A 22733-nucleotide genomic window follows, 5' to 3' on the forward strand; every position below is an offset into this window, starting at 1 on the left:
ATGATTGCAATTCGCGAAGCTTCCGCTCAGGATTTTACGACCGTAGCCACCCTGGCACATACGATCTGGCGCGAGCATTATACGCCGATTATTGGCGTGGACCAGGTGGCCTATATGCTCAATCGTTACCAGTCCGAAGCTGCCATTGCGGAACAAACAGCCCGGGGCATGCAGTACTTCCTAATGACCTGGGACGCCCAGGCGGTAGGTTATCTGGCCTTTGAAAAACGAGACGAAGAATTGTTCTTGAGTAAAATCTATGTGCTTAGGGACTACCGGGGGAAAGGCATTGGCCGCGCAGGGATGGATTTCCTGGTGGAACAGGCCCGTAAAATGGGATGTACCCGGATAAGCCTGACGGTGAACAAATACAACAGCAATTCCATCAAGGCCTATGAAGCCTATGGATTCCGGAATACCGGAGCCCTGGTTACAGACATTGGCGAAGGTTTCGTCATGGACGATTTCCGTATGGAACTCCCCCTGCAATAGTCGGTTCCCCGGCAGGCTTATTCCTCTCCCTTGGAGCCAGTTGAACCGGCAGCGGTATCCGCCTTCATCTTAAGGGTAGGATATTCCACCCCTAACTGTTCCAAATAGGTCTCATATCTGGTCTCGTCGTAGTAATACTTCTCGAGTTCCGGCCGGAAGGTTTCCATGATGGCCGTATTCCGCTCTATGGGTGGCGGATCGTTCTCCGTGATCATGGGACGATATTCCGTTTCCTTTTGTTGGACATCGGTAAAGTAGGCCTTGGCCTCGTCGACCAATTCCGGTTTCATCAAAAAGTCGAGCATGGTCATAGCCACTACCTTGGCTCCGGCCGTAGCGCCTTTATGGGCGATTGGTGTGGCCATAGTGATGGCATTTGACCAGTGATGACCTTGCAAGCCCGGGATATTGGATGGAAAACGCAGGGTAACGGTAGGTACCGTCCAACTAACATCTCCAATATCGTCAGACCCGCCGCTAACGGGATTGACCACGGGCAGGCCCAACGGAGCCAGTTCAGTAGCCAGGCCTGTGGTGTCCCTTGAATTCACTTCTTTTTGAACGGCTACGGCAAGTTGCTGGTCCTCCTCCGACCAGGTGGGCAAGCCCACGACCTGGATGTTGTCGTACATTTTCTCGGCGATTACCTTGTTGAAGTGACGCGGCCAGGCGGCACCCACTACCTTGGAGGTCAATTCGGTATCGGTCATCAGGGCCGCCCCTTGGGCGATGTTATTGGCATCCGCATACATATCCATAATCCCTTCGTAGGTTACGTCCCTGAGGTAAAACCAGATCGAAGCCTTGGACGGAACCACATTGGGCTGGTCGCCGGCATCCGTAAATATGGAATGGGAACGCTTCAGCGGGTGCAGGTGTTCTCGTTTGTAGTTCCACCCGATGTTCATGAGCTCGGCGGCATCCAGCGCACTGCGTCCGCGCCAGGGCGATCCGGCAGAATGCGCGGCCTCCCCGTCAAAGGAGTATTCCACGGAAATTAAACCTGTCCCGCGGGCCTGTCCATAACTCACTGCCATATTACTGCTTACGTGGGTAAAGATGCACATATCGATGCCTTCAAAATAGCCATCGCGTACATACCAGGCTTTGGCGGCAACCAGCTCCTCGGCAATCCCGGGCCAGATTTTCAGGGTGCCTCCGATATTGGCATCCTTCATCGATTGCTGTACGGCCAGGGCTGCCGTGATGTTTAAAGGGAGTCCGGAATTATGCCCTTCTCCATGTCCGGGGGCCCCTTCGACCATGGGTTTGTGATAGGCTACTCCAGGGTATTGGGAGGCTTTGGGAATGCAGTCTACATCGCTACCCAGAGCAATGACCGGTCCGGGTCCATTAGACCAGCTTGCCATCCAGGCTGTAGGAATCCCGGAAATTCCATATTCAATTTCGAAACCGGCTTCTTCGAGGATACCCGTCAGGTATTTTGAGGATTCCACTTCGTGAAAACCCAGTTCGGCAAAGCTGAAGATTTTATCGACCATGACCTGGGTATTCTTGTGGCGGTTCTGGACTTCTGTCGCCACCGTCTCCTTTTGTTTGCGGATAGCGGAATTGGAATATTTCTTTTGAGCAGTTAGTGACAGGCCGCTCCCAAGGAAAAGCAGGAGCAGGATGCTGGCGATAATGGTTGGATTTTTCAAGGTGTATCGGGTTGATTTAGCTCATAATTTACAAATTCCCGGGAATTAGCAGCTCCTTTTCATAGGCGTATTTCAAGACGGAATCCCGGGAATAAGGCATCGGGAAATACTGGTCCTCGGCCCAGGGCTCAAAGAGGTTGTCGTAAAAGGGGCTTTCGGGATCTCCGGATTGTCCCGGGCTGTTCGTGCCCAGGGTCCGATCCCAGTCGCCCACCGGGACCAGCATCCGAAACGACGCCCCGCTGGTTTGCTGGTAATTATTTCCTGTTGACCCCGGCGTATATCCATTTCCTCCCCTTGGTAGTGGTCCCAGGTCGGTTTTGGTTCTTTCCTCCTGGGAAATCAAACTACTCAGGGGATGTTCCATGAACGTGTGTTTCAGATTTTCCTGACCGTATTGCCAGGAGCCCATATCCGCGCCAAGGCGCTGGGATAAGTCGGCCACCGACCGCTGGAAGCAATCAACGAGGAAAGCGTCTCGGGCAGCAACACTCCCAAATCGCGAACCCGGTTCCCGGATCCATTGTAAAATCCGCTCCAGTTGTATGCTGGAAAGGTAAGGTTTGGCTTTTTCAGGCATGAATGCTTCCCAGGCCGATCTTCTAAGGGTGTTTTCAAAATTGACATAAATGGCTGCAGCCACGGAATTTGGTTCAAGGCGATAATCCCAGGTTTTCAAGACGTCCCGGGCAGCTACCGCCTGGCCTGCTACCTCCAGATCCATTAAATAAGGGGTCAATTCGCGAGCAGGCAAAGAAGTTACATCTACTTGCAAGGCCATCATTTCTTCCATAGAAAATGGACCTTCCCCTTCAAGGACTTCTTCGATACGGTCGCCCCGGAACGGATCACTCCATTCAAAGCCTATGGCATCCCAATGCGTATAGTCTTCCGGAGTCACGTTTTGGTTTGCTGTGGCAATATATCCCGACGCCGGATTCTCGATATGGGGTTTTTGGGGTATGGGCAAATACCCTTCCCATTCAAACCGCCCGTCTCCGGGTACAGGTACCAACCCGGAATAATTCCGGCGGATTGGGGCAATTCCTACCGCTTGCCAGCCGATAACCCCTGAAGTATCTGCCCAGATCATGTTTTCCCCCGGAATATGGCTGTAGGAGCAAGCATCCCTGAATTCCTCCCAGGTTCTCGCCTGATCCATTCTCAGGGAAGCCAGATAGGGCGAACCCCCGGGTTCCATCCAGGCACATCGCACTGCGTAAGCAAGGTTACGCACGGAATCCTGATAAACTACGGGGCCATGCCGGCTGTATTTCAGGGAAACCGGTACCGGGTCCTTCCCCTTAACCGGAATCTCCTCTTCAATAACCTCCATAGCGACCCACTGACCTTGATAAAAATATTCATCCGGAGCCTCCGGATTGGTCTTATAAACCATAAGATCTTCTCCATCGGTACTGTACACAGTAAGTCCCCAGGCGCCGTGTTGGTTATGTCCAATAGATATTCCGGGGATTTCCGGCTCCCCACCCCCAATGACATCCCAGCCCGGTGCAACCAGATGCGCCATGTATCGTAAAGAGGGTACGGCTATCCTCCGGTGCGGGTCATTGGCCATAAAAGGAAGGCCATTAGCCATGCGGGAAGCCTCGACTACCCAGTTATTGCTTCCCAGGGAAAGGCTGTCGGCCAGGGAGGGGCCGTTATAAACCGCCAGGTCAGCTTCCTCAAATTTTACGGATTGCCGGTAGGCATTATAAAGCTCGAGGATATCGGCTTCCAGAGCATCCGAATCAATTTTCCCGTGCAGGGTAAGGTCGGGGCTTTTGGGATGAAACCAGAGCACCTCCCGGACAGCTTCTTCGCCGATCGCAGCCACTGCCCGGCCTATGGCCAGTTCATCTTCGATGTTGCCGAGCAGGCCCTGATGGCGGGAAATCACGACTTCCGGAGTCCAGAGTTCGGGCAGGATACCCAGAACACCGAACTCGAAAGGCAGCAAGTCCGGATGCTCACGAACTTCCTGTATGTATGCATTGACCCCATCCGTATAGGCCGTAATAATTTCATAGCCATTTTCGTGGTAGTAATCGAACTCTTCCCGAAGGTCTCCCCGGTATTTGAAAAGGCGGGTTCCTATATCCCGCTTCAATTCCTTTTCCCCCAAAATTTCGGCTACCGTACCCGTAGCTTGCCGCCTCCAGATCTCGAATTGAAAAAGCCGGTCACGGGCGGCGAGATAACCCTGTGCAAAAAACAGGTCGTGTTCGCTCTGAGCGTAAATATGGTTTAACCCAAAGGAATCCCGTACCACTTCGACGGAACTTTCCAGGCCGGAGACAGCCTTTTCCATAGGTTCAGGGGATTGTTTGCATTGGACAAAAGCCAAGAGGACAAAGGCATGGGCCCCTGCTATGAATAATCGACGGGAGTACTTCCTGGGTGGGTTCATGATTATGGAAATTTAGAAGGAGTGGGAATTTACTTTTAAGGGATTCCCCGTTAAAAGATAGGGAATAGAATTATTCAGTACCTTGGACAGGCTTATTAAAAAACAGGGGGAAATCGTCTCCGCCTGCTAACTGAAATCAAACTACGAACAATGAAAAAACTGCTACTTCCTTCTCTGGTACTAAGCTTTTTGATGGTTTCCTCCTGCAAGCAGGAACCAAAACTTCCCGAGGCTCCGGTAGCCCGAAAAGAAGCTAAGAACATGGAGATTCACGGGGATACCCGAACCGATGACTACTTCTGGATGCGCCTTTCGGATGAACAAAAAACGGCTGAGACCCCGGATGCCCAAACACAGGAAGTCCTGGATTATCTGGAAGCCGAAAACGACTATCTGGCCGAAGTAATGGCGCCGACCAAAGCGTTACAGGATACGATCTATGAGGAAATCGTAGCGCGCTATGCCCAGGACGATCAATCGGTACCCTACACGGTAAATGGCTACAGTTATTACGTTCGCTACGAAGAGGGCGGACAGTACCCGCTTTACTGCCGGAAATCCCTGGAGGAAGGCGCTGAAGAGGAAATCCTTCTAAATGGTCCGGCCATGGCCGAGGGCAAAGCCTATTTTGCCATCGGAGATTGGTCTGTGAGCGAGGATAATCGCCTCTTGGCCTATACCGTAGATACCGTTTCCCGCCGGCAGTATACCGCCTACGTTAAAAATCTGGAGACCGGGGAACTACTCCCAGACCGGATCGACAATATTGGAGGCGTAACCTGGGCCAACGACAATGAAACGTTCTTCTACGCCAAAAAGGATCCCCAGACCTTAAGGACCTTTCAAATTTACAAGCACGAGTTGGGCGAGTCAGCAACCTCAGATGATCTGATTTTTCAGGAGGACGACAATACGTATTCCATCTATGCCTTTAAGAGTAGCTCCCGCGATTACCTGTTTATCGCTTCCTACCACGCCCAGCAAACGGAGTTCCGCTATCTCAGTGCCGACACCCCGGATGGGGATTGGCAAATTTTCCAGCCACGCGTCAAGGATCATTTTTACTCCGTAGACCACATTGGGGATCAATTCATGATCCGAACCAATCACGAGGCGGAAAATTACAAACTCGTTTCCTGTAGTGAAGGTGCCACTACCATGGAAAACTGGGAGGAGGTCATTCCCTACAACCCCGAAGTGTTCTTTGAGCAAATGGTGCATTTTAAAGACTATTCCGTCCTGGAAGAACGCATCGAAGGGCTTTCACAGTTTCACGTGCTGGACCGTTCAGGAGATTCGGAATACTATATCGAATTCGACGATCCTACCTATCGGATTGGATTTAGTGCCAACCCGGAATCCGATACCGATACCTTCCGTTTCAGCTATTCTTCATTTACCACCCCGGGGCGGATCTACGATTACAACCTGAGTACCAAAGAGCGTACTTTGATGAAGGAAGATCCCGTTATGGACCCCTCCTTTGATCCGGAAAATTACGTTTCCGAGCGGATGATGGCTACAGCGGAGGATGGAACGGAGGTTCCCATTTCCCTGGTGTACCGAAAAGGTTTGGAACTGGGTGCAAGTACCCCCTTGTTGCTTTACGCCTACGGATCCTATGGTTCAACAATGGATGCCTCGTTCAGCAACAGCCGCCTGAGCCTGCTGGATCGCGGTTTTGTCTATGCCCTGGCCCATGTACGCGGCGGACAGGAAATGGGGAGGCAATGGTATGAGCAGGGTCGCCTGCTCAACAAGAAAAACACCTTTACGGATTTTATCGACTGCGCCAAACACCTGGTTGCCGAAGGCTATACATCCCCGGATCATTTATATGCCATGGGCGGAAGTGCTGGAGGCCTGCTGATGGGCGCCATTATAAATATGGAGCCGGAACTCTGGAATGGCGTTATTGCCGCAGTTCCCTGGGTAGACGTGGTCACGACCATGCTCGACGAGTCTATCCCCCTAACTACTTTTGAATTTGACGAATGGGGAAATCCCAAGAATAAAGAATACTACGATTACATGCTTTCCTATTCGCCCTACGACAATGTGGAGGCCAAGGAGTATCCGAATATGTTGGTGACCACAGGATTCTGGGATAGCCAGGTACAGTATTGGGAGCCGGCTAAATGGGTGGCAAAGCTTCGGGACCGCAAAACCGACGACAACCTCCTGCTTCTGGAAACCAATATGGACACCGGCCACGGTGGTGCTTCAGGTAGGTTTGAACGTTTTCGAAGAGTAGCCCTGATGTACGCTTTCCTCTTAAAACTGGAGGAAGGAAGCTAAATAACCTAAAGAGCAACAAAAAAAGCCGGCCGCTCAAACGCGCCGGCTTTTTTTATATGCGTTGATTAATCCGCTAGACCAGAACCAAGACTACTGCCAGGGTGAAACCGGCCGCAGCAAAATACAATCCCTTCTTATAAACAGGGGCGCTAAAGCGGAACATAAAGAATGCGGAGAACGAGAAAAACAACAGGGAAATAGCAAAGAAAATCGCCAGCCAGAACAGGGGATTTCCCGAGTGCATCAAGTGGAGTTTATTCATTTTATCGAGCAACCAGGGATACTTCATTTTGGTATAATCGGCCACCCCGGTTTCGCTGTTGTAGCTCCCTTGCTCAAAATAAAGCGTAGCGCCTTCCTGCCGATCTACCTTAAAGTTGCGGATGCGTAATTCCCGCCCCAGGGCTTCTCCTTCCAGTCCTTTCTCCAACTCAACAGTGACCTGTTCCTCCACCTTCATCATGTCGGTATTCCGAAAGGTTAGCACTATTCCGCTAATGGCATAAACCGCCATAATTCCAGCCAGGAAAAACCCGAGATATCGGTGGAAAATTCGGAAGGTTTCACTAAAGTGCTGTTTTCTGGAGGACATGAAAAATATTTTTAGGTTACTACTTAATTTACTGGACAGGGAATTCACTTGTATCCAAGGATTACCCTGTAGGCCGACAAATATAAGCGCTCCTATTTATTTAGACTATTTCTAAACAAAAATAATTTTCTAAACTATTTACCCTGTTAGCTTCCAGCCCAGGGCGAGCCAAAAATCCCTACGGCCAACTCGGCCCAAATCAGGAAAAGTACGATGAGGATGGCCAGGATCAGCAGGGTTCTTTTATTGAGTAACTTTTTAATGAGGATGCCTGTACTAGGAATTCAGAAATTCAATTCTTCTTCGCTGTCCAGATAACCCTGAATATCCCGTATTTTGGTAGATTCAAGGGTTTTTCGAAACTGACTCTTTTGAATTCCTAACAGATCATGCAGCGGACATGGATTATTGAGATCACAGCGCTCATAACCCAGTACACAAGACTCAATATCACCTACTCCGTCTACCGCCGAAACAACTTCAAATAGCGAATGCGTTCTATTATCTTCTTTTAAAAATAAACCCCCGTTACGACCACGAGTAGATGATATTATTCCCCGTCTTGTCAATTCTTGGACAACCTTGGCCAAATACTGTTCAGGGGCCTGAATATGATGCGAAAGATCACGCACTAATACCTTTTTGGATTCGCTAGAGTAGGAGGCAAGATATATCACTGCCTTTAAAGCGTACTTCGCTGAGTTCGAAATCATGAGTTGATCGTAATCTGCATTTAATAAAAAGGCTCTATAAAGATTAAAAGACTTTTTTATCCTTTTTATGATAAATGTCATGATTTTCAAATGTTTGTGAAGGTATTTTTGGAGTCACAAATACTATAATCATGATCAGAAATCAATTGCTTTTTTGCCTCATCTTAGGATGTCTTACCTGCATTAGCTGTGGTGACAAGAAGGAAAAAGATACCCAAGACTTTAAAATAGAACGTAAAGCTACGGAGTCTGCAAAAATTGACACAGCTAAAGAAGAACAAAAACCTTCAGAGCGCATTGATCTCAACACTTTAGGGGTTGGGCCTATTAAATCCGTTTCACTTGATCCGGAAATTGATTCCGACCTCGCCGCAGCGGGTGAAAAGTTATACGGACAACTGTGTATTGCATGTCACAAAGTAGGTAAGCGATTTATTGGTCCCGCACCAAACGGAATCCTGAAGCGTCGATCTCCCGAATGGGTAATGAATATGATTTTAGCTCCTGAAATAATGGTAAAGGAAGACCCCTTGGCCAAAGAGTTGCTACAGGAATTTAATGGATCACCCATGTCCAATCAAGGGCTAACCGAAGACCAGGCACGGGCCATCCTCGAATATTTTCGAACCCTGGAATAGTACGATTAACTAAACCCATCATATTATGAAAACAAGAAATACAGCGGCGCTGATATTGGCACTATCAGGATTCCTGCTTTTATTAAGTTGTAAGTCGGATGCCAAACAAACCGCTTCAGAATCAACAACTGCTACCGGAATTAGCAAGGAAGAGGGACAAGCCTTTGTAGAGGACGATATCTCCGCACCCAACATCCTCAATATCGCCATCCAATCCGAAGATCACACTACACTGGTAGCTGCCGTTCAGGCTGCTGACCTGGAGAATTCATTGGTAAATGCGGGTCCTTTAATGGTGTTTGCACCGACCAATGCCGCCTTTGATGAGCTACCGGCGGGCAGTGTCGAAGATCTATTGAAACCCGAAAACAAGGAGGCCCTTGCAAACATCTTAAAGTACCACGTAACCCCTGGGAACTATGATCGGGAATTCCTAAAGAAGTTTAAGAAGCTAGGCCAAGCCAATGATCAAAACGTCTTGATAGAAGTGCGAGAAGACGAAGTCTATGTAGGAGGGGCCAAAATAGTAGCAAGCATTCCTGCAAGTAATGGAATCATCCACGTGGTCGATAAAGTCATGCTCCCGTCAGAAGAGTAGTAAAAAATCATAGGTCAAAAAGAAATAAATAAACAATTACACGATGAAAACAATACATTTTAACCAAATACGAATAAGCCTGGTTGGGATGGCCTTGATGTTCCTGGGATGTAATCCTCAGGGTAGTGGCGGGTCAGATGGAGCCTTATCCTCCTCTGCTGCTGAAAAGGTTTATATCGCCCCGGGAGAACAGGATGAGTACTATGCTTTTTTATCCGGAGGATATAGTGGGAACTTAACCGTTTACGGTCTCCCATCGGGACGAATGTTTAAAGAAATTCCCGTCTTTTCCCAATTTCCAACTTCTGGATATGGGTATTCAGAAGAGACACAACCCATGTTGAATACCTCTCATGGTTTCGTCCCCTGGGATGATTTACACCACCCTGACATCTCACAGACTAATGGAGAATTAGATGGTCGATGGATTTTTGCCAACGGAAATAACACGCCAAGGATCGCACGAATAAGTCTGAGCACTTTCGAAACTGAAGAAATTATTGAAATCCCCAATAGTGCAGGAAACCATAGCTCGGCGTTTATTACCGAAAATACCGAGTACGTAGTGGCGGGAACCCGCTTTTCTGTCCCTGTTCCTCAGAGAGACATGCCAATTAATGAGTATAAGGGTAACTTTAAAGGTGCCCTGACATTCATAAGTGTGGACCCTGAAGAAGGGCATATGGAAATAGCCTTCCAGGTGATCATGCCAGGATTCAATTATGATCTGGCCCGACCTGGACGCGGCGAATCCCATGGATGGTTCTTCTTTTCTACTTACAATACAGAAGAAGCCAATACGCTCATGGAAGTAAATTCTTCACAGAACGACAAAGACTTCATCGCTGCGATAAACTGGAAAAAAGTTGAGGAATATGTTGCTCAAGGCGGCGGGGAATCTGTTGCCGTGAATTACGCTCACAACCTGTATGATGAAAGTACGCATTCAGCAACTTCCACCATGATCAAGAAAGTAGTTACCGTGGATCCAACCCAAATACCCGGAGCGGTGTATTTGTTACCTACTCCGAAATCGCCCCATGGATGCGATGTTGATCCGTCTGGTAAATACATTATCGGTGCAGGGAAATTATCTGCCGATGTTACTGTGCATTCATTCACTAAAATGACCGAAGCTATTACCAATGAGGACTTTGATGGAGAGGCCTATGGTATTCCTATTCTGAACTTCGATAACGTACTGGCTGGGGTAGTCAAAAGTGGCGGACTGGGGCCCTTGCACACGGAATTTGATAGTCAGGGAAATGCGTATACCACCTTCTTTATCTCCTCAGAGGTCGTTAAGTGGGAATTGGGGAGCTGGGAAGTCGTTGACCGCAAACCTACCTTTTATTCTGTAGGGCATTTGATGATTCCAGGAGGAAATTCACGTAAGCCTTACGGGAAGTATTTGGTTGCGATGAATAAAATTACCAAAGATCGTTATTTACCCACTGGCCCGGAAATGGAACATTCCGCACAGATTTACGATATATCGGGAGAGAAAATGGAATTGCTTTACGATTTCCCAACCCATGGCGAACCACACTATGCCGCGGGATGTTCTGCTGATTTATTACGGGATAAGTCTAAAAAGATATACCGCCTTGACGAAAACAACCATCCATTCGCCATTACATCACCAGCTGAGGCTCGCGTAGAGCGTGACGGTAAGGAGGTTCACATATATATGTCTACGATCCGAAGCCATTTTACCCCCGACAATATTGAGGGAATTAAGGTAGGTGATCGGGTTTATTTCCATGTCACCAATCATGAACAGGACTTCGATGTTCCACACGGAATTGCCATGATCGGGGCAAACACCTCTGAAATCCTGGTAATGCCCGGCCAAACCAAAACCATTGTTTGGGAGGCTAAACAAGTAGGTGTATGGCCATTTTATTGTACCGATTTTTGTTCAGCGCTCCACCAGGAAATGCAGGGTTATATCCGCGTTTCTCCGGCAAATTCTAACGTAGAATTATCCTGGTCTCTAGGGGATTAAAATTCGCCAATCTTTTGTTTTGGGAAACAGGCCGACTGCAAGGCTTGGCCTGTTTCCTTATCAACAACATTTGTTTTCCAAATTCTAAAATTCATGAAAAAGGCTGGTTATCTGATGATGCTAGGTTCGACCCTCTTGCTCGGACTCTACTTCTTGCCCTTATGGAATATCATGCTGGGAGCTCCGCAATATCCCGAACCCCTTGGAATGAATATTCATATTGATGGCATTCGTGGGGTCAATGAGTTCGACATACAAAACATCGATGGCTTGAACCACTATATCGGTATGCGGACGCTTCCGAAAGACGAGGACATGTGGGAGTTTAGCGTCTTTCCAATAATTGTTGGTTTTATGAGCATTCTAGGGATCCTATTTGGATTACTGGGGGCTTATGGTAAACTCACTTTTCATTGGTTCTTTATCTGGTTCGTATTAATGTCTGTTCTGGGAGTTTTGGGTATCTATGATTTCAATGCCTGGATGATCGATTACGGAACCAACCTTGACCCCAAGGCAATCATGAAATTGACAAACCCGGACGGTACCCCGATCAATTATAAACCGCCTCTTTTCGGACATGTTAAAATGTTGAATTTCGATGTAACCTCATTTCCAGCTAAGGGTGCCTGGTTAATGTTTTTGGGGATGTCACTAAACCTTATAGCAGGATTTCTGGGATATCGTTCCGCCAGCAAATCTCCTGTAACAACTCAATTGAACCTGGCCAAATAATTTATACTATGCGACTTCATGGTTTCTATACTTTACTGGCGGGTTTGGGTACCCTACTTCTTTTTTCTTGTAACGCTGGCCCGGAACCCATCAATTACGCCACTGATGCTTGTAAGTTTTGTCGTATGGTCATTATAGACAAGCAACACGGTGCGGAAATTGTGACTGCAAAAGGAAGAATCTACAAGTTCGACGCTGTGGAGTGCATGCTTAATTTCAGTGCAGACATCAAGGATACCACAGGGATAGAATTTCTAGTGAACGAATACATCGTTCCTGGAGTGCTTCGAGATGCGCCTTTGGCTACCTATTTAATAAGCGAGGGTATACCGAGTCCAATGGGCGAAAATCTCACTGCCTTTACTTCTCGTGCCGATGCGGAAAATGCTCGCAGGAAATTTGGAGGACAACTGTATACATGGACAGAAATCCAAGCACATTTTAAACGGTGATCAGAAGACTTCATACTAGACCGTTTCAACTATGCGCCTTAATGGCAATGGTAATGATGGCCCAAAATGTAACTGGGAAAACACTTACCATATGTCAGAATTGCGCTATTAACACCATCGAAGAAGGAATAGCGCTTGCCCAAAGCGGTGACACCTTGCGTGTTGAAAGGGGCACCTATAGGGAATACAATCTATTCGTCGACAAACCCCTAACTATAGTCGGTATTGACACTCCGGTGATCGACGGTCAGAAGAGAGGGGAAATATTCAGAATAACAGCAGATAACGTAAGCATTATTGGCTTAAAAATCATCAATGTTGGTGTTAGCTATACCTCAGATCATGCAGCCATTCGGATCGTAAAAAGCGAAGGTTTTAATGTCTCCAATAATGAATTGGAGCAATTATTCTTTGGGATTTTCCTTGAAAAATCTAGCCGCGGAAGAATAGCCAACAACAGGATATCAGGTGTGGCCAAAGACGAATACAATTCCGGGAACGGCATTCACATTTGGTACTCGAAAAATGTGGATGTACAGGATAATACCGTCGAGGGCGTTAGAGATGGTATCTATCTTGAATTTTCAGATTCCGTGCATATTCGTTCTAATAAAAGCAGAAAAAACTTGAGATATGGACTGCATTTTATGTTTTCCAATCACAATTTTTACGGGGACAACACCTTTGAAAACAATGGTGCCGGAGTTGCAGTAATGTTCTCAAAATTTATAGAAATGCGAGGAAACCATTTCTCGAAAAACTGGGGACCGGCTTCGTACGGCATGCTACTTAAAGAAATCACAGACGCTACTATTAGTGACAACATTTTTGAAGAGAACACCGTGGGAATCAATATTGAAGGCTCAAATCGTATTGTTTACGAAAGGAATCAATTCATTCAAAATGGTTGGGCCATTAAAGTACTCGGCGCTTGCTACTCCAATACCTTCCGCAGCAATAATTTTTTGTACAATTCCTTTGACCTTTCCTACAATAGTCGCATGAACGATAACCTGTTCGAGGGTAATTACTGGAGCAATTACTCTGGCTATGATCTGGACAAAGACGGGATTGGAGACATTCCTCATCGGCCGGTTAAACTCTTTTCGTACGTAGTAAACAGAACCCCGGAGACCTTAATCCTTCTCCGGAGCCTGTTCATGGATATCATTGATTTCTCAGAGCGCGTATCTCCAGTTTTTACGCCGGATAATCTTGCCGATACTAAACCCCTAATGCGTAAAGTAGAATGATCAGAGTTTCAGGTTTGGAAAAGAAATTTGGCAGGCAAACAGTCCTTAACGGGATTGAATTGGATATTGCCGAAGGAGGAATTTACGCCATACTTGGCCCAAATGGATCTGGAAAGACAACGCTGATAAAGTGCATCCTGGGCCTAACCCACCCCAATGAGGGTGAAATATTCATTCACGACAAAGCAGTAAGGGGTAAGTGGAAATATCGCAATGCAATAAACTACCTGCCGCAGATTGCGAACTTTCCTGAAAATCTGCGGGTAAAGGAGTTATTCTCGATGATCAAAGATATACGCCAGAGCCCCGGTCGGGATGAAAGACTTATCGAAATATTCAACCTGGAGCCCTATTTAAATAAAAAGTTGAGTACGCTATCAGGCGGTACGGTACAAAAGGTCAATCTGGTACTTACGTTTATGTTCGACAGTCCTATTGTGATCCTGGACGAACCGACTTCTGGCCTTGATCCCCTCGCAATGCTCAAATTAAAGGAACTGATTCGACAGGAAAGAGCCGCTGGTAAAACACTGATTATTACTACACATATCATGCAATTCGTCGAAGAAGTTTCAGATCGGATCGTTTACTTGCTCGAAGGGAAAATCTATTACTCAGGTTCAGTCCAAGGATTATTGGAAAAAACCCAGCAACAGGACCTGGAGCATGCTATCGCTCACATAACAAAGCAAGAGCTTTATGCTTAAGATACTCAAATACAGTTTTTACGATTTACTCCGAAGTAGGTGGGCGTACGCGTACTTTCTCTTCTATCTTATTTTGGGATTTGTCTTGCTATTTCTCAACGGCGATCTGTCCAAGGCCGTAATTACCCTAATGAATTTAATTATTATCCTCGTTCCCCTGATCTCGACGATTTTTGGGGTCATGTATTTTTATAGTTCCAGAGAATTTACAGAACTACTTTTAGCACAACCCGTAAGGCGAGATGCAATATTCTTAGGGCAGTACCTGGGAATTACAGGGACACTCGCATCAGGTCTGTTATTGGGGTTGGGTATTCCTTTTGTTGCTTACGGGCTTTTTCAAAGCAATGAAATTTATGACTTTATAACGTTAATCGTTTCAGGATTAGCCCTCACATTTATTTTCACAGGTCTGGCTTTCAATATTGCAGTGCGAAACGAAAACCGGATTAGAGGTTTCGGCTATGCCGTGCTACTGTGGCTGTTCATGGCCGTAGTATACGACGGGCTTTTTTTATTGACCCTGATTATTTTTGAGGAGTATCCCCTGGATCATTTTTCGTTATCCGCAACTGTTTTTAATCCCATCGATCTCTCCAGAATTTTGATCCTTCTTAAGCTTGACATTTCGGCTTTGCTGGGCTATACCGGAGCTGTTTTTAAGAACTTTCTCGGAACAAAAAGCGGTATTTTTATTTCATGCCTCGCACTTCTTTCGTGGATTGTTATCCCGCTCTGGACTTTTATGCGTAAATCCCGGAAGAAGGATTTCTAATCCCTTGGATAAGAATAGGGTTAAATGAGAAATTCTGTGACTATAGCAACTTTTTCCGCAGGTATCATAAACACATTACGCACCCCGTTATCGGTCTCGCGGACCAGGGTTTCTATCGGGCTTAGCCCTTTATCCTGATGTGCGTATAATTGATACCCCAGGGGTTTGATAAGCGCTTCAATTTCCGTCTCATTCCGGTTGAATAGCAGTTCGCAGATAATTATCGGACGTTCGGTGCGAATGCGCTCCATGCCCCCGCGAAGTACCATGGGTTCTGCCCCTTCGACGTCTATTTTAACCAGATCCATAGGAGCCTTACCCTCCTGAAAACTGTCGAGCGTTTTGGCTTCAACCCGAATACGTTGAGCATTCAACCCTTCCTTGGTCCCGAGGTTATGCTCTCCGGATAGGTTGGGCAGCCCTGGAAATTTGGGATTGAACACTTCCTGAAAATCAAGGGTGCCGGACTGGTCGGACAAGGCAATGGCATGCACTACCACCTGTTCCTGCAATCCGTTCAGGGCGATATTCTCTTTTAAATAACCCAAAGGTCCCGGGGAAGGTTCAAAGACTTCCACCTGTATATCCGGATTGGCTGCTCCAGCCAAAATCGTATAATAGCCGATATTTCCTCCGATATCCCAGAAGCCCCTGACCTTGCGAATCAAGGGTTCGAAGATGTCGGAATACTCAAAATTTTCAGGGCCCTCCCAGTAAAGTTGCCTGCTGATGTAACTGGTCTGGTTCGTAACGAGTTTAAAACGTACATCCGATCCGAACTTCAACCGGATCTGATGCGAAGGATGTAGCTTTAACCCCTCCGGCCACAGCTTGCCAAAACCCTTGCCCACCGAACGTAAAAGGCTATTGATCGATCTGGTGTATATAAACTTGCGAAACAAGCGCAGCATGGGATATTGGTTTATGTGGAATGTAAATGTATTGAATTCGCGCAGATGGCTCTCGCCTCTTGCTGTTTTGGCGAAACTGCTTCGTATCTTTGAAATTCCACAACCTTTCCGCAAAGCCTATATTCCTTGGCGGGAATCACCATTTTCTGGTTTAAGAGAGACCTGCGTTTGCAGGACAATGAAGCCCTGAGCGCAGCTATTGCCTATGGGAAGCCTTTGCTCCTTGTATACCTGATGGAACCTTCCATCTGGGCCGACCCACATTACGACGAACGCCATCTCCGATTTGTAAAGGAAAGCCTTCGGGATTTACAAGAGGAATTGGGGCCTTACGATCTGCACTTATCGGCAGTGCAAATAGAGGCCCTTCCCTTTTTTGAATCCATCTTTCAGGAATTTCAGGTGGAAAAGGTTTTCAGTACCCGGGAAACGGGTTTGGAAATAACCTTTGCGCGTGACATCGAAATCGCAGATTTCCTGAAGCAATCAGGAGTAGTTTGGGAAGAGTTTCAGGCCAATGGGGTCCTGCGCGGAAAGCAAGACCGAAGCGACTGGCGCAAAAGTTGGTATGCCTACATGAACGCCCCAATAGCAGATCCCAACCTACAGAACGCCACCAGCCTTCCTCTTGAGAAATTACCGGAAATCATCCAGTCGGATATTCTCGATTTAGACACCCCGGAAACCGAATTCCAGCGCGGCGGAACCCAAGAGGGGAGGAAATGGATGGAATCCTTCTTTGATCATCGAATCGCCAATTATGCAGCCTATATTTCAAAGCCGGAATTATCCCGTTCAGGCTGCAGCCGGCTTTCCCCCTATTTTGCCTGGGGAAACCTCTCGATACGGGAAGTCTTCCAACGGGCTAAGGAATTCAAAAAGAGTTCCCGTTACAAACGGGAAGCCAATGCCTTTATGTCCCGATTGCGCTGGCAAAGCCATTTTATCCAGAAATTTGAAATGGAGCCACGAATGGAGTTCGAGGCCATTAACCGGGCGTTCCTCTCGCTGGAACAACCGCTGAATCCAGTCTATATCAAGGCCTGGCAGGAAGGCAAAACCGGTTACCCCCTTGTCGATGCTTCTGTCCGCTGTGTGGTACAAACCGGGTATATCAACTTCCGGATGCGTGCTATGATCACGTCATTCCTCACACACCACCTCTTCCAGCATTTCAAGACCATAGGCCCTTGGCTCGCCCGGCAATTCCTGGATTTTGAGCCGGGCATCCATTACGGGCAGCTACAAATGCAAGCCGGATTTACCGGGACCAATACCGTACGCGTGTACAACCCTACCCGGAATGCCCAAGCCCATGACCCCGATGCCGACTTCATCAAAAAATATGTCCCCGAGCTCCGGAATTTACCTTCACACCTGGCGATTACCCCATGGGAAATTACGCCCCTGGAGGAAGGCTATTACGAATTTCAATACGGACACGACTATCCAAAGCGCATTGTTCTGACCGAAAACACCAGAAAAGAAGCCTTGCAAAAACTCTACGGGACACGAAAGCAAACCCTGGCCAAGGCAGAAAAGCAACGCATCCTAAAGAAACATACGTTGCCTGGTCCGAGGAATGCATAATCTCATATTTACTAGTTAAGGAGCTTGCACAGGCCATTTCTAGCGTAATAAAAAGGGAAGTTCTATTTGCTTATTTTTAAGCATGACCAATCGCCTCAAACAACTTCTCTTTATCGGAGTATTTATTGAACTCCTCCTCTTCGCTATTCTCCTTTTATCCAGCGATACTTTGCCCGACGCTTTTCGCCTTACCGCTCGCTATACCGGGCGAATTTCTTTTGGCTTATACGTAGTCATGTTTTATCACTTCATTAATGAAAAATTCAGTGGCCAGGCCTTAGAGAAAACCTATACATGGGGAATGCTTTTTTGTGTGCTGCACCTCATCCACTTTGGGTTTTTGTCCGCCTCGGTATACAGCAACGAACTCCCGATAATTCCTCATAAACTAATTGGAGGTGCTGTGGCCTATTTAGCAATTGTGAGCTATCCCTTTTACATGAAAAGGATAAAGAGGCTCGGCATTCACCTCGCTTACTTTTACTACGTCGGAATTGTAATGGGCGTGACCTTTTTGGCCAGGATACGAGGGGAATTCGAGGGAGCCCCTGAATCGCCTTTTCACTATTTCGGAATCGCGACTCTAGCGGTACTTTTTATATATAGCTTTAAAGTGTTCCTTAATAAGAATAATCCGGAAAAATGAAGGTAACGAACGAACAACTTATCGTAGGAGCATTAGTTATCCTGGGCATATTTCTTATCTCATTCCTGGTAACCCGTTATACCAAATATGGAGGGGGAAGCAATTACGGCATGGGCGATCCGAAAGAAGATGACGATGATGACATCTGGCTTCCTTAGGCGTAATAATTGAACCACATGACGTAATATGTTGAAAAAAGGGAACTCCTTTTAGGCCCAAGCCCTAGATAGATATTAAAAAAAGCCAGCGCAATGCTGACTTTTTTACACCTCGGTTTCAGGTTTTATCTAAAACGCTTTCTAGCGCTAATGACTAAATAAGTTTTTTGTAATCATATCCTTCATTGCGGCTCAAAATCATGGCCACATTCCCCAGAAGTACGCCGTAAATGACTTTGGAGGATACATCGGCAATGGTATAGGTGATTTGTCGGGCAACTACACCAGTTTCATTGAAGAATCCTCCTTCCAGGCCTAATAAATGCGGCATCAGATAGGCTCCCGGGTACAGAAACCAGGAAACGAGAAACAAGGTCCAGATAGATCCGAGAACTTTCTGAGCTTCTTTAGGTATGCCTTCTTTTCCTTCCTGAATCACTTTACGCATTAGCCAGAGAATATGAAAGAAGAAAACCGTAGAAATCGCTCCCCAAACAAAAAAGGCAGTAGGATTGGAAACCTCGTAAAACTGACCCACATAACCTGTCAGGATCATCAGCGTACCAGAGAACCAGAATTGATTCCGTACCGATTTGAAGTTCGATTTGGTAAGGGATACAACAAAAAGTATCTGGAACAGGAGCATCGGGACATCGATCAACCAGTTCAGGTAGCGATACCCATTGTTGAACAGATCCCCTTTCGTATTCAAGAAATAGCGTCCCGCTTCTGCGTTAAATTGAAATGATGATGTCCAATTGCCCGCTTGTGCAAATAGCAACAAAAATGCGGAGACCATGACTACACCTGAAAGGATGTTAGACATCCTGTATTTGGGCGATACAGTTCGGAGGGTAAGGACAAAATAGAGTAAGCCTGCCAGCATTACTGCATATCCGAGAGTCAATACATGAGATACCATTTGATAGGCCATCTCCGAGTATCCCTCAGTCAACCCAATGAAATTCTCAAAGTTGGCGTTAATCGTTTCGTTCATTGCTGTTTTTTTCTTTTTAAACTAAATCAGACAAGCCAATTTCCTTATCGCATTTGAATAAAACTATACCTCAATTGACAAGTCGGATATTTATCCCTATAGCTATTCCTATAAGTACAAATCCGATCAGCATTAATCCAGGGGAATCATCCAACTCGCCGTAAACAATAGCCAGGACACCCAGAACAGCCAATAATATGGGCAGAACAGCCTTTAGTATGTCCTTTAATTTTTCCATGAGTAGCTTTTTCCTTCTCAAGGTACAAAAAAACAAAAGGTAAAACAGGCAACAACTTGAATAACAGGTAATTGACACAGGGATGAAAAGGTTAGCCGGCCGAACGTCCGACCAAAAGTCAAGTGGCCTGATTTAGCGAAGGGGCCAGCTGGCGCGTTGGCTATAGGTCATAAAAAAAGGCCGGTTAAAAACCGGCCTGTGAATGCTCCCCCTCTTGGGCTCGAACCAAGGACCCTCTGATTAACAGTCAGATGCTCTAACCAACTGAGCTAAGGAGGAAGGTGCTTTTGACAGCCATTTGGCAATCAAAGCGGGTGCAAATATAATTTATTTTTAAATATCCGCAATTGAGAAATGATCATAAAATTAAAAATCGGAACCCCTGTGTTTGCAGGAGCTCCGATCTTATCAGGCAGAATTTCGGTTCCGGAATTATTCAGGCATCAGGACAAAATCCCGGGTAACTTCGCTGCCCTGATCAATTTGTAGTTTAATGGTTTCTGATGCTGAGAATCCATCGGCGGAAGCTTGAATGGTATAGGCCCCTGCTTCGATTCCCATTATTTTATAGCCTCCGGAGTCGTCCGTGAAGGTTGTCGTATAAACTGTATCGGCGGCCATAAGGCTTACTTGGGCTCCTGCAATCGGTGCAGCTTCTTCCATATCATTGGTTACCATACCGCTTACGGATCCGGCATATCCCAGGTTTACCACCCGAATGACTGGCTTAAAAATGAAGCCGTTAATACCTTCCATACGCTGCGTATTGCCGCGAAGCACGAAGGATTTGCTTATGTCCATGTCAAAAAGGACTTCATTGGTTTCTTCCCCGGTAACCTCCAGCGATGGTTTTACGAAGATCTTGACCCCGCTTTGACTTCCACTTGGCACCTTAACATCAAAGGTTCTGCCGTCAGTTAGCGTGAGGGAGGCATCAGTCACATACACCCGGAATAAATCATAAGTTCCAGCCGGAACGGCACTTACTCCCATAGATCGGGTCATGCCATTCGTCAGTTCAGAAATATTGATAACCTCTGAACCTTCAAAAAGTACCTGATACGGGCTCCCTTGATTCTCTTCTGTCGTGGATGAACCTTCAGATTCCGAAGATTCCGCGTCCTCGGTTTTTAAACGAGCTTCAATTTTGGTCACCGTAAACTCAGCCGACTCAATCCAGTTGGTGGGATAAGGGGCATCGGTAAAAAGCACATGAATGCTGCCTTCTTTTACATATTGAAGGTCATTACCGTAATCGGAACAAGAGAAGGGGAGCGCTGCAGCCAACAATAGGCCCAGCAGCACGGATTTGGTCCGTTTCATAGGTCTTAGATTAAGTTCGTTGCGCTTGCACTTGGGGATGCAAACCAGACCTAAAGAAAAGCCAAAGTGCTGAAAACCTGAAATTTATTCGATAAACTACCGAATCGAGAACCGGTAGGAAAACCTCAATTTACCTAAAAAGCCACTTGTAAATATCGTTCCCATTGGCGAATAGCACCAGGGCAATCAAGAGGAAGAAGCCTACCATTTGGGCATATTCCATAAACTTATCGCTGGGTTTACGCCCGGTGATCATCTCATAGAGCAGGAACATGACATGGCCACCGTCTAAGGCCGGAATAGGCAGTAAGTTAAGTACGGCGAGCATGATGGATAGGAAGGCCGTAATGCTCCAGAATCCTTGCCAACTCCAGAAATCCGGGAAAATATCGAAGATTGCCTTGAATCCGCCGACACCCTTATAAGCGCCTGTACTGGGGGTAAAGATCTTCTTCAGCTGCAACCAATATCCGGAAAGCTGGTTGGTAAACTTGTTCATCCCAACACCAAAGCTCTCCCAGAACCCGTATTCCCGGATAACGGTGTCGAAATAGCCAAGCTCTGCAAACCGGTTGTAACTTCCTCCGGGATAAATGCCCAATTTACCTTCGGCATCGATCTCGAGGGGAATGTCCAGGGACTGCCCATCGCGCTGTACAGTTACCGGCACCTTCTTATTCTTAAGCGTATCCAGAATAGGGGCTACCTGGTCAAAAAAGCGGACCGGTGTGCCTCCTATTGCCTGAATTACATCGCCTTTGAGAATATCGGCCCCCTTATTCAGGGAACTGTCAGAGACTTCGCGAACGATAAATGGGAAACGAAGCTCAAAAAGGCTAATGTCTTCCCCCGTACTCAGTTGGCCCAAAAAGTCCTCGGGTAGCGTAACGGTACGCTGCTGCCCGTCGCGCTCCACGGTGATTTGTTCGGCCGTGATCAGGTTTCGACGAAGCTCCTGAAAACTGTCATATGTTTGCCCGTCAATGGCTACCAGGTTATCCCCGGTTTGAATCCCGAGGTCCAATAAGACCGGATTAGTGACTTCATAACCATCCTTTATGCTTTTGGTTGAGATGTAGGCATCCCCAAAGGCATAGGAGGCAAAAATGTAAATAACCAGCGCTACCAGGAAATTCACGGTTACCCCTCCGAGCATTATTATCAAACGTTGCCAGGCCGGCTTGGACCGAAACTCCCAGGGCTGGGGCGGACCCGACATCTGATCCGTGTCCATGCTTTCGTCGATCATCCCTGCAATTTTCACATAACCGCCCAAAGGCAGCCAGCCAATACCATATACCGTATCCCCGATTTTCTTTTTGAAAAGGGAGAAGTTGATATCAAAAAAGAGGTAGAATTTTTCTACACGGGTCTTGAAGGCCTTAGCAGGAATAAAGTGCCCCAATTCGTGCAACACAATTAACAGGGAAAGACTCAGCAGGAACTGAAGGGCTTGGATAAGAATGGGCGACATAAATGGCTCCGGTTTTTAAAACGCACAAAATTACACTTTTACCCCCGGCTATAAAAGCAGT

Annotated in this window: 22 protein-coding genes and 1 tRNA gene; 13 read left to right on the forward strand and 10 right to left on the reverse strand. The window is 46.8% G+C overall.

Annotated elements, in window-relative coordinates; genetic code table 11:
• On the forward strand, positions 1–492 hold the full coding sequence (locus tag BM318_RS04475) for a GNAT family N-acetyltransferase (RefSeq protein WP_092980993.1): 492 nt from the start codon (positions 1–3) through the stop codon (positions 490–492).
• A 17-nt stretch (positions 493–509) separates the two neighbouring features.
• Here BM318_RS04475 and BM318_RS04480 read toward each other — a convergent pair whose 3' ends face one another.
• Together BM318_RS04480 and BM318_RS04485 are read right to left on the reverse strand one after the other, a co-directional pair.
• Complete coding sequence (locus tag BM318_RS04480) at positions 510–2153, reverse strand: zinc-binding metallopeptidase family protein (protein WP_218154987.1); 1644 nt, start codon at positions 2151–2153, stop codon at positions 510–512.
• 28 nt (positions 2154–2181) lie between these two features.
• Positions 2182–4566 carry a penicillin acylase family protein gene (locus BM318_RS04485; RefSeq protein ID WP_092980995.1) on the reverse strand — a complete coding sequence of 795 codons (2385 nt, stop codon included), beginning with the start codon at positions 4564–4566 and terminating at the stop codon, positions 2182–2184.
• Between the two features lie 150 nt (positions 4567–4716).
• On the opposite strand from BM318_RS04485, the gene BM318_RS04490 reads away from it, so the two are divergent.
• Positions 4717–6864: a S9 family peptidase gene (locus BM318_RS04490; protein WP_092980997.1), complete on the forward strand. Its 2148-nt coding sequence runs from the start codon at positions 4717–4719 to the stop codon at positions 6862–6864.
• Between the two features lie 73 nt (positions 6865–6937).
• Here BM318_RS04490 and BM318_RS04495 read toward each other — a convergent pair whose 3' ends face one another.
• Both BM318_RS04495 and BM318_RS04500 read right to left on the reverse strand, forming a co-directional pair.
• Positions 6938–7456 (reverse strand): hypothetical protein, encoded by a 519-nt coding sequence (locus tag BM318_RS04495; protein WP_092982067.1) that lies wholly within the window; start codon positions 7454–7456, stop codon positions 6938–6940.
• 284 nt (positions 7457–7740) lie between these two features.
• Positions 7741–8250: an RrF2 family transcriptional regulator gene (locus tag BM318_RS04500; RefSeq protein ID WP_092980999.1), complete on the reverse strand. Its 510-nt coding sequence runs from the start codon at positions 8248–8250 to the stop codon at positions 7741–7743.
• Positions 8251–8300: 50 nt separating this feature from the next.
• On the opposite strand from BM318_RS04500, the gene BM318_RS04505 reads away from it, so the two are divergent.
• From BM318_RS04505 to BM318_RS04540, 8 genes are all read left to right on the forward strand, one after another.
• A complete protein-coding gene (locus BM318_RS04505; protein WP_092981001.1) occupies positions 8301–8807 on the forward strand; it encodes a c-type cytochrome in 507 nt (168 codons plus the stop codon).
• 25 nt (positions 8808–8832) lie between these two features.
• On the forward strand, positions 8833–9405 hold the full coding sequence (locus BM318_RS04510; protein ID WP_092981002.1) for a fasciclin domain-containing protein: 573 nt from the start codon (positions 8833–8835) through the stop codon (positions 9403–9405).
• Between the two features lie 88 nt (positions 9406–9493).
• Positions 9494–11413 carry a Sec-dependent nitrous-oxide reductase gene (gene nosZ, locus BM318_RS04515; protein WP_394333332.1) on the forward strand — a complete coding sequence of 640 codons (1920 nt, stop codon included), beginning with the start codon at positions 9494–9496 and terminating at the stop codon, positions 11411–11413.
• Between the two features lie 93 nt (positions 11414–11506).
• Positions 11507–12148, forward strand: coding sequence for a hypothetical protein (locus BM318_RS04520; protein WP_092981006.1), 642 nt, complete (start codon positions 11507–11509; stop codon positions 12146–12148).
• A gap of 8 nt (positions 12149–12156) precedes the next feature.
• Positions 12157–12600, forward strand: coding sequence for a nitrous oxide reductase accessory protein NosL (locus tag BM318_RS04525; protein WP_092981008.1), 444 nt, complete (start codon positions 12157–12159; stop codon positions 12598–12600).
• 41 nt (positions 12601–12641) lie between these two features.
• On the forward strand, positions 12642–13853 hold the full coding sequence (locus BM318_RS04530) for a nitrous oxide reductase family maturation protein NosD (protein WP_245759736.1): 1212 nt from the start codon (positions 12642–12644) through the stop codon (positions 13851–13853).
• Complete coding sequence (locus tag BM318_RS04535) at positions 13850–14560, forward strand: ABC transporter ATP-binding protein (protein WP_092981009.1); 711 nt, start codon at positions 13850–13852, stop codon at positions 14558–14560. Before BM318_RS04530 ends, BM318_RS04535 begins: the two co-directional genes overlap by 4 nt.
• Complete coding sequence (locus BM318_RS04540; protein ID WP_092981011.1) at positions 14553–15335, forward strand: ABC transporter permease; 783 nt, start codon at positions 14553–14555, stop codon at positions 15333–15335. The genes BM318_RS04535 and BM318_RS04540 overlap by 8 nt, the downstream gene beginning before the upstream one ends.
• A gap of 20 nt (positions 15336–15355) precedes the next feature.
• Here the strand turns inward: BM318_RS04540 and BM318_RS04545 are convergent, their stop codons facing one another.
• Positions 15356–16246, reverse strand: a complete 891-nt coding sequence (locus tag BM318_RS04545; RefSeq protein WP_092981012.1) for an FkbM family methyltransferase — start codon at positions 16244–16246, stop codon at positions 15356–15358.
• A 126-nt stretch (positions 16247–16372) separates the two neighbouring features.
• Here BM318_RS04545 and BM318_RS04550 point away from each other — a divergent pair, with 126 nt between their 5' ends.
• The 3 genes from BM318_RS04550 to BM318_RS14375 all read left to right on the forward strand — a co-directional run bounded on the left by BM318_RS04550 (position 16373) and on the right by BM318_RS14375 (position 18640).
• Positions 16373–17836 (forward strand): FAD-binding domain-containing protein, encoded by a 1464-nt coding sequence (locus BM318_RS04550; protein WP_092981013.1) that lies wholly within the window; start codon positions 16373–16375, stop codon positions 17834–17836.
• Between the two features lie 82 nt (positions 17837–17918).
• A complete protein-coding gene (locus BM318_RS04555; protein ID WP_092981014.1) occupies positions 17919–18482 on the forward strand; it encodes a hypothetical protein in 564 nt (187 codons plus the stop codon).
• Positions 18479–18640: a hypothetical protein gene (locus BM318_RS14375; RefSeq protein WP_177218257.1), complete on the forward strand. Its 162-nt coding sequence runs from the start codon at positions 18479–18481 to the stop codon at positions 18638–18640. The genes BM318_RS04555 and BM318_RS14375 overlap by 4 nt, the downstream gene beginning before the upstream one ends.
• Positions 18641–18794: 154 nt before the next feature.
• Here BM318_RS14375 and BM318_RS04560 read toward each other — a convergent pair whose 3' ends face one another.
• The 5 genes from BM318_RS04560 to rseP form a co-directional block, all read right to left on the reverse strand.
• The gene (locus BM318_RS04560) at positions 18795–19637 is read right to left on the reverse strand and encodes a bacteriorhodopsin (RefSeq protein ID WP_092981016.1); all 843 of its coding nucleotides are present in this window, start codon (positions 19635–19637) and stop codon (positions 18795–18797) included.
• A 70-nt stretch (positions 19638–19707) separates the two neighbouring features.
• Positions 19708–19875: a hypothetical protein gene (locus BM318_RS14380; RefSeq protein WP_177218258.1), complete on the reverse strand. Its 168-nt coding sequence runs from the start codon at positions 19873–19875 to the stop codon at positions 19708–19710.
• 205 nt (positions 19876–20080) lie between these two features.
• Positions 20081–20154, reverse strand: a tRNA-Asn gene (locus tag BM318_RS04565).
• 153 nt (positions 20155–20307) lie between these two features.
• Positions 20308–21198 (reverse strand): DUF4382 domain-containing protein, encoded by an 891-nt coding sequence (locus BM318_RS04570; protein WP_092981017.1) that lies wholly within the window; start codon positions 21196–21198, stop codon positions 20308–20310.
• Between the two features lie 130 nt (positions 21199–21328).
• Positions 21329–22672, reverse strand: coding sequence for an RIP metalloprotease RseP (gene rseP / locus BM318_RS04575; protein ID WP_092981019.1), 1344 nt, complete (start codon positions 22670–22672; stop codon positions 21329–21331).
• Between the last annotated feature and the right edge of the window lie 61 nt (positions 22673–22733).

The sequence above is a fragment of the Robiginitalea myxolifaciens genome (assembly GCF_900115205.1).
In the GTDB taxonomy this organism is placed as follows: Bacteria; Bacteroidota; Bacteroidia; order Flavobacteriales; family Flavobacteriaceae; genus Robiginitalea; species Robiginitalea myxolifaciens.

Coding starts and splice junctions, on each gene's coding strand:
- BM318_RS04475 (WP_092980993.1), top strand. CDS start 1: ATGATTGCAATTCGCGAAGCTTCCGCTCAGGATTTTACGACCGTAGCC.
- BM318_RS04485 (WP_092980995.1), bottom strand. CDS start 4,566: ATGAACCCACCCAGGAAGTACTCCCGTCGATTATTCATAGCAGGGGCC.
- BM318_RS04490 (WP_092980997.1), top strand. CDS start 4,717: ATGAAAAAACTGCTACTTCCTTCTCTGGTACTAAGCTTTTTGATGGTT.
- BM318_RS04495 (WP_092982067.1), bottom strand. CDS start 7,456: ATGTCCTCCAGAAAACAGCACTTTAGTGAAACCTTCCGAATTTTCCAC.
- BM318_RS04500 (WP_092980999.1), bottom strand. CDS start 8,250: ATGACATTTATCATAAAAAGGATAAAAAAGTCTTTTAATCTTTATAGA.
- BM318_RS04505 (WP_092981001.1), top strand. CDS start 8,301: ATGATCAGAAATCAATTGCTTTTTTGCCTCATCTTAGGATGTCTTACC.
- BM318_RS04510 (WP_092981002.1), top strand. CDS start 8,833: ATGAAAACAAGAAATACAGCGGCGCTGATATTGGCACTATCAGGATTC.
- nosZ (WP_394333332.1), top strand. CDS start 9,494: ATGGCCTTGATGTTCCTGGGATGTAATCCTCAGGGTAGTGGCGGGTCA.
- BM318_RS04520 (WP_092981006.1), top strand. CDS start 11,507: ATGAAAAAGGCTGGTTATCTGATGATGCTAGGTTCGACCCTCTTGCTC.
- BM318_RS04525 (WP_092981008.1), top strand. CDS start 12,157: ATGCGACTTCATGGTTTCTATACTTTACTGGCGGGTTTGGGTACCCTA.
- BM318_RS04530 (WP_245759736.1), top strand. CDS start 12,642: ATGGCAATGGTAATGATGGCCCAAAATGTAACTGGGAAAACACTTACC.
- BM318_RS04535 (WP_092981009.1), top strand. CDS start 13,850: ATGATCAGAGTTTCAGGTTTGGAAAAGAAATTTGGCAGGCAAACAGTC.
- BM318_RS04540 (WP_092981011.1), top strand. CDS start 14,553: ATGCTTAAGATACTCAAATACAGTTTTTACGATTTACTCCGAAGTAGG.
- BM318_RS04545 (WP_092981012.1), bottom strand. CDS start 16,246: ATGCTGCGCTTGTTTCGCAAGTTTATATACACCAGATCGATCAATAGC.
- BM318_RS04555 (WP_092981014.1), top strand. CDS start 17,919: ATGACCAATCGCCTCAAACAACTTCTCTTTATCGGAGTATTTATTGAA.
- BM318_RS14375 (WP_177218257.1), top strand. CDS start 18,479: ATGAAGGTAACGAACGAACAACTTATCGTAGGAGCATTAGTTATCCTG.
- BM318_RS04560 (WP_092981016.1), bottom strand. CDS start 19,637: ATGAACGAAACGATTAACGCCAACTTTGAGAATTTCATTGGGTTGACT.
- BM318_RS14380 (WP_177218258.1), bottom strand. CDS start 19,875: ATGGAAAAATTAAAGGACATACTAAAGGCTGTTCTGCCCATATTATTG.
- BM318_RS04570 (WP_092981017.1), bottom strand. CDS start 21,198: ATGAAACGGACCAAATCCGTGCTGCTGGGCCTATTGTTGGCTGCAGCG.
- rseP (WP_092981019.1), bottom strand. CDS start 22,672: ATGTCGCCCATTCTTATCCAAGCCCTTCAGTTCCTGCTGAGTCTTTCC.